General features: G+C 66.2%; 13 protein-coding genes. 7 read left to right on the forward strand and 6 right to left on the reverse strand.

What is annotated here, in order from left to right:
- Window positions 1-130: 130 nt before the first annotated feature.
- The 3 genes from LH128_RS23365 to LH128_RS33740 form a co-directional block, all read right to left on the reverse strand.
- Complete coding sequence (locus LH128_RS23365; protein WP_008832157.1) at window positions 131-913, reverse strand: tyrosine-protein phosphatase; 783 nt, start codon at window positions 911-913, stop codon at window positions 131-133.
- Between the two features lie 217 nt (window positions 914-1,130).
- Window positions 1,131-1,334, reverse strand: a complete 204-nt coding sequence (locus tag LH128_RS23370) for a hypothetical protein (protein ID WP_008832158.1) — start codon at window positions 1,332-1,334, stop codon at window positions 1,131-1,133.
- A gap of 167 nt (window positions 1,335-1,501) precedes the next feature.
- Window positions 1,502-1,825, reverse strand: coding sequence for a hypothetical protein (locus LH128_RS33740; protein WP_172705155.1), 324 nt, complete (start codon window positions 1,823-1,825; stop codon window positions 1,502-1,504).
- A gap of 59 nt (window positions 1,826-1,884) precedes the next feature.
- Between LH128_RS33740 and LH128_RS23375 the strand changes: the two genes are divergently transcribed.
- The 5 genes from LH128_RS23375 to LH128_RS23395 all read left to right on the forward strand — a co-directional run bounded on the left by LH128_RS23375 (window position 1,885) and on the right by LH128_RS23395 (window position 5,756).
- Entirely contained in the window at window positions 1,885-2,265 is a 381-nt protein-coding gene (locus LH128_RS23375; protein WP_008832159.1) for a winged helix-turn-helix domain-containing protein, read from the forward strand.
- Window positions 2,266-2,351: 86 nt separating this feature from the next.
- Window positions 2,352-3,131, forward strand: coding sequence for a molybdate ABC transporter substrate-binding protein (gene modA / locus LH128_RS23380; RefSeq protein WP_008832160.1), 780 nt, complete (start codon window positions 2,352-2,354; stop codon window positions 3,129-3,131).
- A 6-nt stretch (window positions 3,132-3,137) separates the two neighbouring features.
- On the forward strand, window positions 3,138-3,839 hold the full coding sequence (gene modB, locus LH128_RS23385) for a molybdate ABC transporter permease subunit (RefSeq protein ID WP_008832161.1): 702 nt from the start codon (window positions 3,138-3,140) through the stop codon (window positions 3,837-3,839).
- Complete coding sequence (locus tag LH128_RS23390) at window positions 3,829-4,461, forward strand: ATP-binding cassette domain-containing protein (protein ID WP_008832162.1); 633 nt, start codon at window positions 3,829-3,831, stop codon at window positions 4,459-4,461. Before modB ends, LH128_RS23390 begins: the two co-directional genes overlap by 11 nt.
- Window positions 4,462-4,550: 89 nt before the next feature.
- Window positions 4,551-5,756: an NmrA family NAD(P)-binding protein gene (locus LH128_RS23395; RefSeq protein ID WP_008832163.1), complete on the forward strand. Its 1,206-nt coding sequence runs from the start codon at window positions 4,551-4,553 to the stop codon at window positions 5,754-5,756.
- A gap of 1 nt (window position 5,757) precedes the next feature.
- Here LH128_RS23395 and LH128_RS23400 read toward each other — a convergent pair whose 3' ends face one another.
- The 3 genes from LH128_RS23400 to LH128_RS23410 form a co-directional block, all read right to left on the reverse strand.
- Complete coding sequence (locus tag LH128_RS23400; protein ID WP_008832164.1) at window positions 5,758-6,915, reverse strand: isovaleryl-CoA dehydrogenase; 1,158 nt, start codon at window positions 6,913-6,915, stop codon at window positions 5,758-5,760.
- 93 nt (window positions 6,916-7,008) lie between these two features.
- The gene (locus tag LH128_RS23405; protein ID WP_008832165.1) at window positions 7,009-8,520 is read right to left on the reverse strand and encodes an MFS transporter; all 1,512 of its coding nucleotides are present in this window, start codon (window positions 8,518-8,520) and stop codon (window positions 7,009-7,011) included.
- 195 nt (window positions 8,521-8,715) lie between these two features.
- Complete coding sequence (locus LH128_RS23410; RefSeq protein WP_008832166.1) at window positions 8,716-9,750, reverse strand: LacI family DNA-binding transcriptional regulator; 1,035 nt, start codon at window positions 9,748-9,750, stop codon at window positions 8,716-8,718.
- A 276-nt stretch (window positions 9,751-10,026) separates the two neighbouring features.
- Between LH128_RS23410 and LH128_RS23415 the strand changes: the two genes are divergently transcribed.
- Together LH128_RS23415 and LH128_RS23420 are read left to right on the forward strand one after the other, a co-directional pair.
- Window positions 10,027-12,807: a TonB-dependent receptor gene (locus LH128_RS23415; RefSeq protein WP_008832167.1), complete on the forward strand. Its 2,781-nt coding sequence runs from the start codon at window positions 10,027-10,029 to the stop codon at window positions 12,805-12,807.
- Between the two features lie 129 nt (window positions 12,808-12,936).
- Window positions 12,937-14,760 (forward strand): alpha-amylase family glycosyl hydrolase, encoded by a 1,824-nt coding sequence (locus LH128_RS23420; protein WP_008832168.1) that lies wholly within the window; start codon window positions 12,937-12,939, stop codon window positions 14,758-14,760.
- Window position 14,761 lies beyond the last annotated feature (1 nt).

The following is a 14,761-nucleotide window of genomic DNA, read 5'->3' on the forward strand; positions in this document are numbered from 1 at the left end:
ATGGACGCGTGGTTTGCGCGATCGCGGCTGAAACCGCATCCCGGCCCACGACGCCGACCCGACACACCGGAGCGACGTGATCATTCGCCGCTCCGGATGCTGGGGCATATAACCCATTTGGTTACCAATGTCAAGTCTCAACAAGAGCCGCAAGCATTCGTTCCCGCTTTACGGCATCCACGCCCAGCGCCTGTTCCAGATAGGCATCGAACGTGCCGTATCGTTCCTCGACCGCTTGCCACGCGGCTTCCAGATAGTCGGGCTCGACGCCCATCAGCACCTGCAGCACGGCATCGTCGAGTTGGCCGGTGATCGCCCGGATCGCCTCCGCACCCGAGGCGATGCGTGCCTTGACGTTTCCGGCACTGTTGGTGAGCAGATAGTCCGCCATGATGTCATCGCGGTGGATACCCAGCGCAGCGTGCAGCATCGCGACCGCAATCCCGGTGCGATCCTTGCCCGCCATGCAATTGACCAGGCTGGGTCCCCGCCCCCGCGCCAGTTCGTCGAACCAGTCCCGTATCATCGCCTGCAGTTCCGGCCGGAAGCAGATGCCCCCGTAATTGCGCGTCAGGCTCTCGCGCGTGGACTGCGCGGTACGCTGCCGGGTCGTCTGCGCCGCGGCCAGATGCGGGGCGTGGCGCAAGTCCGGATCTTTCGCGAAGAACACTCTCGCGGCAAATGTCTGGGGGCGGCGGCAGGGATGCACACTCCGTTCCCTGGACGTCCGCAAGTCGAAGACGCTCGTGAGCCCAAGCGCGGCGATATGCTCGAGGTCTGTATCGGTTGCACCGTGATGCTGGCCGGATCGCCACACCACCGCGCACTTCATCTTCCCGCCCGCAGCAACCGCATAGCCGCCCGCATCGCGGAAATTGTGCACCCCTTCAAGGAGCAGGATACGATCGTTCAAGCGACCCACCGAGCCTCCAGCCATTGCCGAACAATAGCCGTGTTCAGTATCTCTTCTCACACGATCGGGACAGGCTTTTCAGGAACGCCGGGGCGACGATCACCGCTTGCCGACATGCACAAGGCGCGTGCTGCGCAGATGACCTCGGACGCGGACGTGAGCCTGCGGCGGTAGGTAAAGCAGTCCGGAGCCGCGCCATCGGACGCGGCACGAACGGTCAGGCCAGAAGGAAGTACCCAAGCGCGGCCCAGCAGGCCATGCAAAGCAGGATCGCGATCGTCAGGCCGCGCCCGTCATGCTCCTCGCCACGGTCCATGCGCTCTGCGGCGTAGACCATGCCCGCCGACAGGCGCGTGGAGAAATCGCGTCCGCTATCAGGGATACGTTCGAAACGGAGAATATTGTCGTCAGCGACCTTCATAACGCATCCTCAAATGGTCGAGGCGGTTGTCACGCGTGGTTCCCGCGCCATGGCCGCCCGGATCAATCCCGAAAGGGTGCGCCTGTTGACGTCACTCCGATTTCTTTGCTGGGACAAGTTCTACCAGAATCCGTCGCTTTGTTCCAGAATATCCCGAATGCCTCACATCATTTTAATCCCCAATGCGGCAGCGATATTATACTTATAACGAAGGTAATTTTCGTACCGATTGGTGAAATATCCGCACTAAGAAGGTGGAGGGCATTATTGCGGTGCAAAACGATCGCAAGCCCCGGAAATGCGGTCCAACTGCAATCGTTGCGCAAGTCCGGGATACCGGTTTCGCCGCAGGGCAGCAGCAACAGAACGCGGCTGCGGCGAATCTCGCGGACCGCACGGAGAACGACGACGCGGCCGTCGTCCCTGCGCCGGTTTTCCGTCCGGCTGTTCCGCCGCCGCGCCGAGGTGATTCGGGCGGCGCGACGGATCATCGGCGGTTAAGCTCTCCGCCATCTTGCTGCCGACGCAAGCGCGGCCTAGGAACGGGGCCATGACCGCTCACCCGCGCCTGAAGATCAAGATCCAGATCCATTCCGGCGACGAGATCGCGATGGGACCGGGCAAGGCCGACCTTCTCGATGCAATCCGCGAACACGGATCGATCTCCGCCGCCGGGCGCGCGATGGCGATGAGCTACCGCCGGGCCTGGCTGCTGGTCGATGCCATGAACCGCTGCTGGGATGCCCCGCTGGTCCAGACCGCCCCCGGACGCGCGGCGACCAGCGGCGCACGGCTGACCGAACTCGGCGAGGCGGTGCTCACGCACTACCGCGCCCTGCAGGACGGTATCGCGCACGCTGCGCGCGGCACCGACTACGACGCGCTCGCCGCCCGCCTGCTGCCTGAACCGCGCGCCTCGCAGAAGGATTGAACGGCACGCCGCTCGTAAGGGGCGCCCGGCTTGCAATCGACCACGCGCGATATACTGTCGGATACAATATGCCTTCCCGGAGATTTATGATGCGCAAGTTCGTGGCCCTGCTGCTGGCGGCCCTGGCCGTCCTGTACGGAGCCGCCGCTCCCGTGAGCGCGGCTCCGGGCGGGCAGCCGCCGCTGGTGCTCGCTGCGGCAAGCCTGCAGGAATCGATGAACGCCGCCGCCGACGCCTGGGCGCGCAAGGGGCATCCGCGCCCGCGCATCTCGTTCGCCGCGTCCTCCGCGCTTGCCCGCCAGATCGCCTCGGGCGCTCCGGCGGATCTGTTCGTCTCGGCCGACGAGCCGTGGATGGACGACGTGCAGGGCAAAGGACTGGTGCGCAAGGGCACGCGCGTCTCATTCCTGCGCAACGACCTCGTGCTGATCGCCCCGCGCGCCAGCACTATCCGCCTGCGGATCGGGCGCGGCATGCCGCTGGCCAAGGCGCTCGGCAACGGGCGGCTGGCGATCGCCGACCCTGCGGGTGTTCCGGCGGGCATCTACGGCAAGCAGGCGCTGACCCGGCTGGGCGTGTGGCCCTCGGTTCAGGACCGCCTTGCGCCCGGCGACAGCGTGCGCGGCGCGCTCGCTCTGGTGAGCCGGGGCACCGCGCCGCTCGGCATCGTCTACGCGACGGACGCCCGCGCCGATCCCGGCGTGCGCGTGGTCGGCACCTTTCCGCCCGCCAGCCACGACCCGATCAGCTACCCGGTCGCCACCCTGTCCTCCTCCCGCAACCCGGAAGGCGAGGGATTCCGCCGCTACCTGATCTCGGCCGAGGGCAAGGCGCTGTTCCGCCGCTTCGGCTTCGGGACGAAGTAAGGCCCATTGACCCCGCTTTCATCGGCCGAATGGGAGATACTGGTTCTCTCGCTCAAGGTCGGCGGTGTCGCCATAGCGGCGGCGCTGCCGGTGTCCTTCGCGCTCGCCTGGGTGCTGGCGCGCTGGCGCTTTCCGGGCAAGGTGCTGGTCGATGCGATGGTCCACCTGCCGCTGGTGCTGCCTCCTGTCGTGACCGGCTGGCTGCTGCTGCTGGCCTTCAGCCCGAACGCCCTGCTCGGCGGCTTCCTAGAGCGCACGCTCGGCCTGACCTTCCTGTTCCGCTGGACCGGCGCGGCGCTGGCCGCCGCCGTGATGGCCCTGCCGCTGATGGTGCGCGCGATGCGCCTTTCTCTGGAAGCGGTCGACCGCCGACTGGAAAGCGCCGCGCGCACGCTTGGCGCGGGGCCGTGGCGCACCTTCATGACCGTCACCCTGCCGCTCAGCGCCAATGGCGTGCTGGCCGCGCTGGTTCTCGGCTTCGCGCGCTCGGTCGGCGAATTCGGGGCGACGATCACGTTCGCCTCCAACATTCCCGGCGAGACGCAGACCCTGCCGCTGGCGATATACAGCGCGCTGCAAGTGCCCGGCTCCGACCTGCAGGTGGCGCGTCTGGCGGGGCTTTCGGTCGCGTTGTCGGTAGCGGCATTGGTGCTGTCGGAATGGCTCGCCAGGCGCAGCGGGCAGGAACGAGGCCGCCATGTCGTTTGACATCGCCCTCACTTTGAAGCGCGGCGCGCAGCGGATGGACTATGCCTTCGTCGCCGGACCGGGCCTTACCGCGCTGTTCGGTCCTTCCGGCGCGGGCAAGACCAGCCTGCTCGACGCCGTCGCGGGCCTGCTGCGCCCGGTAGAGGGGCGCATCGCGGTCGCCGGAGCCACGCTGTTCGACAGCGCCGCGCGCATCGACCTCAAGCCCGAGAAGCGGCGCTGCGGATACGTTTTCCAGGACCTGCGCCTGTTCCCCCACCGCTCGGTCCGCCGCAACCTCGAGTTCGGCCGCCGGGAGGGCTCGACGCTCGACTGGGATCATACGCTCGACCTGCTCGGCATCGCCGGATTGCTCGACCGCATGCCCGCGACGCTGTCCGGCGGCGAGGCCCAGCGTGTCGCGATCGGGCGCGCGCTGCTGTCCGCGCCCGAATTCCTGCTCATGGACGAGCCACTCGCATCGGTCGACGTGGCGCGGCGCGAGGATATCCTGCGCCTGATCGAGCGCATTCGCGACGAACTGCGCCTGCCGATCCTCTACGTCAGCCACGACCGCGCGGAAGTGGAGCGGCTCGCGCAGACGATCGTGCCGGTTGCCGGTCCGGGGATTGACGCGGCCTGAGCGCACCGCAAGTCTGGTAACGGGACTTGTCAGTTCTCTCGCGCCGGGCGTCCGCGTATGGGCGTCGCGCGGAAAAACGGAGGGAATCAATGCGCATTCTGGTGGTGGGACCGACGGGCCGGACAGGCAGTCATGTGATCGACGCACTGCGCGGCCGCGATCCCGACGCCGATATCCGGGGCCTGTGCCGCTATCCACAGGAGCCTGCGCGCGCGATCGAAACGGTCCCCGGCAATCTCGACACCGGCAGCGCCAAGGCACGCGCCATCGAGACTGTTCCCGGCAACCTCGATACCGGCACCAGCAGGAAGCGCGCCATCGAGACGGTCCCGGGAAATCTCGATACGGGAAGCGCCAGGGCACGCGCCATCGAAACCGTTCCCGGCAACCTCGACACCGGGAGCGCCAAGGCGCGCGGTATCGAGACTGTCCCGGGCAACCTCGATACCGGCAGCGGCAAGAAGAAGCGCGCGGTGGAACTGGTGGTCGATCCGCTCGAAGGCAGCATCGCCGTGTCGCGCGCGATCGAGACGGTGCCCGGCAATCTCGACACCGGCACGCGCCGCGCCCATTCCATCACCTGCCTGACCGGCGATCTCGAAAACCCTGCCGACCGTGCGCGGGCGGTCGAGGGCATCGACGTCGTCATCCACTACGCCCCCGCCTTCCACCCGCGCGAAGCGGCGATGGGCACCGGGATGATCGACGCGGCGGTGGCGGCGGGCGTCTCGCGCTTCATCTACGTCTCGGCGCTGCATGCGCAAGTCACCAGCGTGCCCGGTCATGCCGCCAAGCTGGCGGTCGAGGCATACCTCGCGGAATCCGGCCTCCAATGGACGGTGCTGCGCCCGCAGACCTACATGCAGAACATCGATGTCGCCGCCGTGCTGGAAGCCGGTGCGCTGGACCTGCCCTTTGCGCTCACGACGCGGCAGGGCTATCTCGACATGGCCGATCTGGCGGATGTGGTCGCCAAGGTCGCGAGCGAGGACGGCCATGCCCTCGCGACTTACGATCTGGCAAGCGACGAGGCGCTGAGCACGGCGGAGATCGCAGCCCTCGTCACCACGGTGAGCGGACGATCGGTGACTGCTGGGGAACTCCCCGTCGCACAGCTCGTCGCCGGACTGGAAGCGGCAGGCCCTGCCTTTGCTTACGTCGCCGATGCGGTCACGCGCCTCAACGCCTGGCAGGCCCGCAGTGGCGGCCGGGGCAACCCCGGCGCGCTGCGCTGGCTGCTCGGCCGCGAACCTGCGAGCTTCGAGGACTACGTGCGCCGCAGTCTAACCGAATAAATCAGCCTGCGCCGATCAGTTCGCGGCCGATGAGCATCCGGCGGATTTCGTTCGTGCCTGCGCCGATGTCGAGCAACTTGGCATCGCGCAGGTAGCGTTCGACCGGCCAGTCCTTGGTATAGCCCGCGCCGCCCAGTGCCTGCACCGCCTCGCCCGAGACGCGGAAGGCGTTCTCGCTCGCCAGCAGGATCGCGCCCGCTGCGTCGAAGCGCGTGGTCTGCCCGGCATCGCAGGCGCGCGCCACGGCATAGACGTAGGCGCGCGCGGACTGCAGCGCGACGTACATGTCCGCGACCTTGGCCTGCATCAGCTGGAACGCGCCGATCGGCTTGCCGAACTGCCTGCGCTCGCGAAGGTAGGGAATGACGGTGTCGAGGCATGCCTGCATGATGCCAAGTTGAAGGCCCGCCAGCACCACCCGCTCATAGTCGAGCCCGCTCATCAGCACGCCGACGCCGCCGTGCAGCGGCCCCATGACGTTCTCTTCAGGCACCATACAGTCGTCGAACACCAGCTCGCACGTGGGCGAACCGCGCATGCCCATCTTGTCGATCTTCTGGCCGATCGAGAAACCCGGCATGCCCTTCTCGATCAGGAAGGCGGTGATGCCTTTGGAGCCCTCGCCCGTCTTGGCGTAGACGACCAGGGTATCGGCATAAGTGCCGTTGGTGATCCAGAACTTGGTGCCGTTGAGGCGGAAGCCTCCAGTAACCGCATCGGCGCGCAGGTTCATGCCGACGACGTCGGACCCGGCGCCCACCTCGGACATGGCGAGGCTGCCGACGTGCTCGCCCGAGATCAGCTTCGGCAGATACTTCGCCTTCTGTTCCTCGGTGCCCCAACGGCGGATCTGGTTGACGCACAAGTTCGAATGCGCGCCGTAGGACAGCCCGACCGAGGCCGATGCGCGGCTGACCTCCTCCACCGCGATGACGTGTTCGAGATAGCCGAGGCCGATGCCGCCCCACTCCTCCTCGACCGTCAGGCCATGGAGGCCGAGCGCGCCCATCTCGGGCCAGAGGTCGCGGGGGAACCAGTCTTCGGCGTCCACTTTCGCGGCGATGGGGGCGATCCGCTCGTCGGCGAAGCGCGACACGCTTTCGCGGATCATCTGCGCGCTTTCGCCAAGGGCGAAATCGAAATCGGGGGTGGCGCGCATGGGTTCCTCTCCTCTGGCTGCCTGATCTTTGGCAACGCTCCTAGAGCAATATCGATGCAGCGCGAAGACGGAATATTACGAGAGCCCGCGCAATTATGTCTCCGCACCAATTCGCAGCGAGGCGAGCGCCGCGACCAGCAGAGTGCCCGCGGCGAAGGCCATCGTCCAGATCGGCTCGCCGGGGAAGAAGGCCTTCATGATCGAGCCCATCACCGTCGCGACCAGCAGTTGCGGCAGCACCACGAAGACGTTGAACAGGCCCATGTAGATGCCGAGCTTGGACTGCGGCAGGCTGCTCGCAAGAATGGCGTAAGGCATCGCGAGGATCGAGGCCCAGGCGATGCCGATGCCGATCTCGCACGCGATCAGGCCCTTGGGATCGCGCAGCAGCAGGAACCCGGCAAAGCCCAGCGCTCCCGCAACAAGGCACAGCGCATGCGTCCGTGCCTTGCCCAGCCGGGCCGAAAGCATCGGCAGCAGCGCCAGCGCGGCGATAGCCGCCACGCCGTTGTAGACCGAGAACAACACGCCGACCCAGTTGCCCGCTTCCTGATAGGCAGCACTCGCGGGGTCGGCCGATCCGAAGTGGTACTGCGCCACTACCGGCGTGGTGTTGATCCACATGATGAACAGCGCCGACCAGCTGAAGAACTGCACGAAGGCGAGCTTCTTCATGAGCGGCGGCATTCCCGCGAAGTCGCCGACGATCCCCGCCAGCATCGAGGCGCTGCGGCCCGAGCGCGCAAGGCCGATAGCGGCCATGACGGCGATGCCGTAGCCTGCGAGGAGCGCGGCGAGGAGATAGACTTCCTTCTCCAGAGCCCATGCCTTGACGAGCGCCGCAACGACAGCACCGGCGACGATCCACGGCAACCCGTTCCAGATCGGGCGCCCGGCGAGTGCAGCAGCACTGGCGCCCTCCGCCTCCTGCGCATCCCCAAACGCCGCTTGCTCCTCGGGCGAGTATTCGCGCGTCGTCAGCACCGTCCAGAGCACGGCGGCCAGCAGCGCCAGTCCCCCTGCCCAGAAGCTGTAGCGTACCGTATCGGGAATCTCGCCGAGGGCCGCCGCGTTGGAGACACCCAAGTGCTCCAGCGCATAAGGAAACAGCGACCCCACCACCGCGCCCGCGCCGATAAAGGCGGTCTGCACGGCATAGCCCGCCGTGTGCTGGTCCTTGCGCAGCATATCGCCGACGAAAGCGCGGAAGGGCTCCATCGAGACGTTGAGGCTGGCGTCGAGCATCCACAGCAGCAGCGCCGCCATCAGCAGTCCCGAAGATGACCCGGCGCTCTCCGGCATCGCCAGCAGCGCGATCGTCGCCAGGACGGCGCCCGCGAGGAAGTAGGGACGGCGGCGACCGAGGCGGCCCAGCCACGTCCGGTCGGACATGTGGCCGACGATGGGCTGGACCAGCAGGCCCGTCAGCGGCGCCGCGACCCAGAGCGCGGGAAGGTCGTCGATCCCCGAACCCAGCGACTGGAAGACGCGGCTCATGTTGGCGTTCTGCAGTGCGAAGCCGATCTGGATGCCGAAGAACCCGAAGCTGATGTTCCACAGCCCCGCCCAGCCCTGCCGGGGTTTCTCCGAAGCCATGTCCGTCATCGCGTCCCTTCCCTAAGCTCGCGGACTTGACGCCGCGCAGTCCGCCCGCCTTGCACGATGCGCCGGATGCGACAACATGCATACGAATGCCTAACCGGTCATGCCCAAGCTGATCCGGATGAAACCGGCACCCGTTCCTTCCCGCTCAGGCTGAGCTTGTCGAAGCCCCCTCGACAAGGCACCTGCCTAACTACGCTACCCCGCCGTGCTTCGCCGCACCACCAGACGCGCCGGCAGCGTGCGCGAGGGCGCCGCGCGGTCCGCGATCTGGTCGGCCAGCGTCTCGACCAGAATTTCTCCGGCGCGCCTGAGGTCCTGCATCATCGTGGTCAGCGGCGGGTTGGTCATGCTGGCGGCGGGAAGGTCGTCGAAGCCCATCACCGCCACGTCGCCGGGGATCGACAGGCCCGCCTCGCCCAGCGCGCGCATGGCGCCGATGGCGATGAGGTCACTGGCCGCGAAGACGGCGTCGAAAATCACCCCTTCGTCGATCACCTCGCGCATCGCCGCATGGCCCATGTCCTCGAGGTTCACCACGTCGCGTTGCAGGCGCGGGTCCACCGTCACTCCCGCCTCGCCGAGCGCCTCACACAGCCCCCGGTAACGATCGGCAAACTCGGGATAATGCTCATCCGCCTGCCCGAGAAAGACGATGCGCCGACGGCCAAGGCCGAGCAGATGCTCCCCAGCCAGCCGCCCCGCACCAAGATTGTCGGAACCGACCGTCGCCCCGATATTGACCTCGTCCACGCTGCCCCAGCGCACGAAGTGCGTGCCCTGCCCGACCAGTTGGCGCAGACGGCTCTCGTAAAGCGTATAATCCCCGTAGCCGAGCAGGATCAGGCCGTCGGCGCGGTGGCTGTCCTGATAGCGCACGTGCCAGTCATCCTCCAGCTTCTGGAACGAGATGAGCAGGTCCAGCCCCCGGTTGGCGCACTCGCGCGTGATCGCGCCGAGCATGGCGAGGAAGAACGGGTTGATCTTGGAGTCGTCGGGCGACTGTTCCTCGAAGAACAGCAGCGCGATCGTGTTCGAACGCTGAGACCGCAGCGACGAGGCGTTCTTGTCCACCGAGTAGTTCAACTCGCGCGCGATCGCCTCGATCCGCTCGCGCGTAGCGGCGCTGACCGACTTGCTCCCCCGCAGCGCGCGGCTGACGGTGGGCTGCGAGACACCGGCGCGATAGGCGATGTCGAAGCTGGTCGGGCGGTTGGTCGGCTTGCGTCCCATGGTCTCCTCCACCCGATGCTGCGCCGCAACAATGCCACAGCACCAGGTAGCTAACTTCATATAATCACGTAATTACGCGGTATCCTGATCGTTGCATGGAAGACACGCCGCGTTTCCCTCCGGCATCTACGTATACGTATGCCATATTATGCGCAACGTAGGACCGCCTTAAGCAGAGGGGGTCGAATGGAGTCGCGGCAGAAATGCACGGGCTCATCAGGAGGAGATGCCGGGCGCCAGGTGTGCTGTCCCGGCCAGAACAGGGGAGGACACTTCATGTCGCTTCGTAACGAGTTTTCGGCCGCGGGCACTTCGTCCCGCATGGCCATCGCCGCTGCCATGATCGCGGCTGCCCTTCCTGCCGCAGCGTGGGCGCAGGACGCCGCCCCGGCGGAGGACAACGCCAGCGCCGACACCATCGTCGTCACTGGCTACCGCGCATCGCTGCTCAACGCGATCAACCAGAACCGCAACGCCGAGCAGATCGTCGAGAGCGTCTCGGCCGAGGACATCGGCAAGCTGCCCGACGCCTCGATCGCGGAATCGATCGCCCGCCTGCCGGGCCTGACCTCGCAGCGCGTCAACGGCCGCTCGAACTCGATCGCCATCCGCGGCTCCGCGCCGGACTTCTCGACCACGCTGCTGAACGGCCGCGAGCAGACCTCGACCGGCGACAACCGCGCGGTCGAGTACGACCAGTATCCGTCCGAAGTCGTCAGCGCCGTCAACGTCTACAAGACGCCGATGGCCAGCCTCGTCGGCCAGGGCCTGTCGGGCACCGTCGACATGCGCACGATCCGTCCGCTCGACTCCGGCAAGCGCGTCATCTCGGTCGGCGCACGCGGCACTTATGCCGATCTCGGCAAGCTGAACGCGGGCTCCAAGGACAAGGGCTACCGCCTCAACGCCACGTACGTGGACCAGTTCGCCGATGACACCATCGGCATCGCGCTGGGCGCCAGCTATCTGAACGAGCCTTATCAGGTTCAGGAATTCAACTCCTGGGGCTATGCCGACACGCCCGAAGGCGACAAGGTCATCGGCGGCTCCAAGTCCTACGTGACCTCGACCACGCTCAAGCGCCTCGGCCTCAACGGCACGTTGCAGTGGAAGCCGACGCCGAACCTGACGATGACGCTCGACGGGTTCTACTCGAACTTCAAGGACAACCAGGTCAAGCGCGGCATCGAGCTGCCGCTGTACTACGACCCCGACACTGCCTCGCTCGCCAATGCGACGGTGACGGACGGCATGGTCACCTCGGGCACCTTCAACGGCGTCAAGAGCGTGGTGCGCAACGACCTGTTCCAGCGCCACGCGAAGCTCTATTCGTTCGGCTGGAACACCAAGTGGGAAGGCGACGACGGCTGGAAGGCGTTCTTCGACGTCAGCTATTCCAAGACCGACCGCAGCGAACTGACCATCGAGACGCTGGCCGGGACCGGCCGCAACACGATCGGCGCGCTCGACAGCATCGGCTTCACCATGACCGACAAGGGCGCAGTGTTCTCGCCCAGCCTCAACTACGGCGACTACAACCTGATCCTGCTGACCGGCCCGCAGGGCTGGGGCGGCGATCAGACCGCCGTGGACGGCACCAAGATCCTCAACGGGCAGGACGGCTACTACAACAATCGCCACATCAAGGATGAGTTGTGGCAGTACCGGGTCGAGGTCGAGCACGAGTTCGAGAGCGGCCTGCTGCACTCGTTCCAGGTCGGCTGGAACTACACCAACCGCTCCAAGACGCTGGTTCCGGAAGAGTATTTCCTCGGCCTGAAGGCCAATACCGATGGCCTCACCAGCGTCACCATCCCCGAGGAATACCGCCTCAAGGGCGAGACGCAGCTCAGCTACCTCGGCCTCGGTCCGGTCGTCAGCTACGATCCGGCAGCGCTGGTGCGAGACGGCATCTATAACCTTGTCGCGAACCCCTACGGCGACGTCATCGTCAAGAGCTACGCCATCCGCGAGCGCCTGATGACCGGCTATATCCAGGGTAACCTCGATGCAGACATCGGCTCGGCGCACCTGACCGGCAACTTCGGCGTGCAGGCGCAGTGGACCGACCAGAACTCGGTCGGCGCCGGTGCCATCCTGCTGCAGCCGCCGGTGAACCCGAACGGCTCGCCCAACATCGGCGCCCGCGTCCGCAAGGTCAGCACCGACTATCTCGACGTGCTGCCCAGCCTCAACCTCTCGCTGCGCTTCCCGAGCGACACCGTGATCCGCTTCGCCGCCGCGCGCGAGATCATCCGCCCGCGCCTCGACGACATGCGCGCCTCGGAGAAGTTCGACTACACGATCACCGGCAACGTGGCCCAGGTCACCGGCGAGTCCGGCAACCCATACCTGCGTCCCTGGCGCGCCAATGCGCTCGACCTGACGTTCGAGCAGTACTTCGGCGGCAAGGGCGTGATCGCGGCGCAGTTCTTCTGGAAGGACCTGAAGAGCTACATCTACAACCAGCAGTCCACCGTGCCCACCGACAGCCTCGCGCTGCAGGACCCGGGCGCAGGCGTGGTGCTGTCGCCGACCGCGCAGTACACGATCCCGGTCAACGGCAAGGGCGGCAAGCTCTACGGCGTCGAAATCGCCACCACCCTGCCGTTCGAGACCATCATTCCGGCACTCGAAGGCTTCGGCGTGACCGGCTCGGTCGCCTATACCAAGAGCAAGATCCAGGCGACGCCGGACTCGCCCTCGGGCGATCTGCCGGGCTATTCGAAGTGGGTCGCCAACGGCACCGCCTACTTCGAGAAGTGGGGCTTCAACGCGCGTGGTTCGGTGCGCTACCGTTCGACGTTCCTGGGTGAAGTCTCGGGCTTCGCCGCCAACCGCGTGCGTCGCCGTGCGGCTGCGGAAACGATCGTCGACGCACAGATCGGCTACGACTTCCAGGCGGGCAGCGCGCTCGAGGGTCTCTCGCTCTACGTGCAGGGCCAGAACCTCACCAATGCGCCGTTCATCACGACCAACCCCGGCGATAGCCGCGAAATTATCGACTACCAGACGTACGGCCGCCGTTTCCTGGCCGGTTTCACGTATAAGTTCTAACTCCCCCCGGCGCCGCGATGGAACCCTCCTCCTCCTGAACGGCGCCACACCGGCGGAACCGTCGAAGTTATCCCTCCCTTCGACGGTTCCGCCTACCTTTCCCCGACGGCCATCCGGAGATCGCCTGTGATGAACCGCCTGATACCTTCTCTCTCGGCCCTCGCGCTGGCCCTCTCCAGTGGCGGTGCGTTCGCCGGGACGGTCGAGGATATGCGCGCCCGCACGCCCGAGCAGGAAGTCATCTACTTCGTCCTGCCCGACCGTTTCGAGAACGGTGACACCTCAAACGATACCGGCGGCCTCAGCGGCGGTAAGCTGCAGACCGGCTTCGACCCCACCGACAAGGCGTTCTACCACGGCGGCGACCTCAAGGGCCTGACCGCGCGGCTGGATTACATCCAGGGCCTCGGCGCCAGCGCGCTGTGGGTCGGGCCGATCTTCAAGAACAAGCCGGTGCAAGGCCCCAAGGGCAACGAAAGCGCGGGATACCACGGCTACTGGATTACCGACTTCACGCAAGTCGATCCGCACTTCGGCACCAACGACGACTTCAAGGCGCTCGTCGAGGCCGCACATGCCCGCGGCATGAAGGTCTACATGGACATCATCGTCAACCACACGGCGGACGTGATCCAGTACAAGGAAGGGGTCGCGGAGGGGTATCCCTATCGCTCCAAGGCGGACTATCCGTTCTCGACCCGGGGCGGCGTGAAGGGTCCGGCGATCAACCCCGGTTTTCTTGGAGAAACGGTGCAAACGCCTGAGAACTGGGCGAAACTGACCGATCCTTCGTTCGCCTACACTCCCGTCGTGCCCAAGGCGGAGAAGGACGTGAAAGTCCCCGCCTGGCTCAACGATCCGATCTACTACCACAACCGCGGCAACACCGACTGGAAGGGCGAGAGCGCGCAGTACGGCGACTTCGTCGGCCTCGACGACCTCGCCACCGAGAACCCGCGCGTGGTCGATGGGATGATCGAGATCTACGGCAGCTGGATCGACCGTTTCGGCATCGACGGCTTCCGCATCGACACCGCCCGCCACGTCAACGCGGAGCTGTGGCAGAAGTTCGTGCCCGCCATGCTGGAGCGTGCGAAGGCAAAGGGAATCAACAACTTCCACATCTTCGGCGAAGTCGCGACGGGCGATTACGACCCTGCCCTGCTCGCCTCGTGGACGCGCAATGCGGGCCTGCCGGGCGTGCTCGACTTCGCGTTCATGCGGGCGGTCGACGATGCTGCCGGCGGCGCCAAGGATGGTGGCACCGAGACGCTGGCGCGGCTGTTCGACGACGATGCCCTCTATGCGGGCGGAAAGGCGGGGGCGCTGCAGCTGCCGACGTTCCTCGGCAATCACGATGCCGGGCGCCTGCCGATGTTTCTCAAGCTGGGTCAACCGCTTGCGAGCAATGACGAGCTGCTGAAGCGCTCGATGCTGGCACACGCCTTGCTGCTGACGCTGCGCGGTGTGCCGACGATCTACTACGGCGACGAACAAGGCTTCGTCGGCCATGGCGGCGACCAGTGGTCGCGGCAGGATATGTTTGCTTCCAAGGACTTGCGCCTGACGGACGAACCGCTGCTGGGCACGACCCGCGCGCCCGATGCCGAGCATTTCGATCCCACGCACCCGCTCTACAAGCTGATCGCGCAGCTGGCGACCTTGCGCCGCCAGACCCCGGCGCTGACGGGCGGGATGACCAAAGTTCGCGCCGCATCCGACAAGCCGGGGCTGTTCGCGGTGTCCCGCTTCGATCCGGCTACCGGAAACGAGGTGGTACTGGCCTTCAACACTTCCACCGAGGCGGTCCAAGGCAACCTTGCGGTAGAGCCAAAATCGGCGCAATTCCAGACGCTTACGGGTTCCGCATGTCCGGTGAAGGCCACCGCTCCTGGATCGGTTTCGGTGTCGCTGCCGCCGCTCGGTTTCGCCGTCTGCGCGGCCCGGCCCTGAG

The organism is Sphingomonas sp. LH128 (genome assembly GCF_000293195.2).
Lineage (GTDB): Bacteria > Pseudomonadota > Alphaproteobacteria > Sphingomonadales > Sphingomonadaceae > Novosphingobium > Novosphingobium resinovorum_A.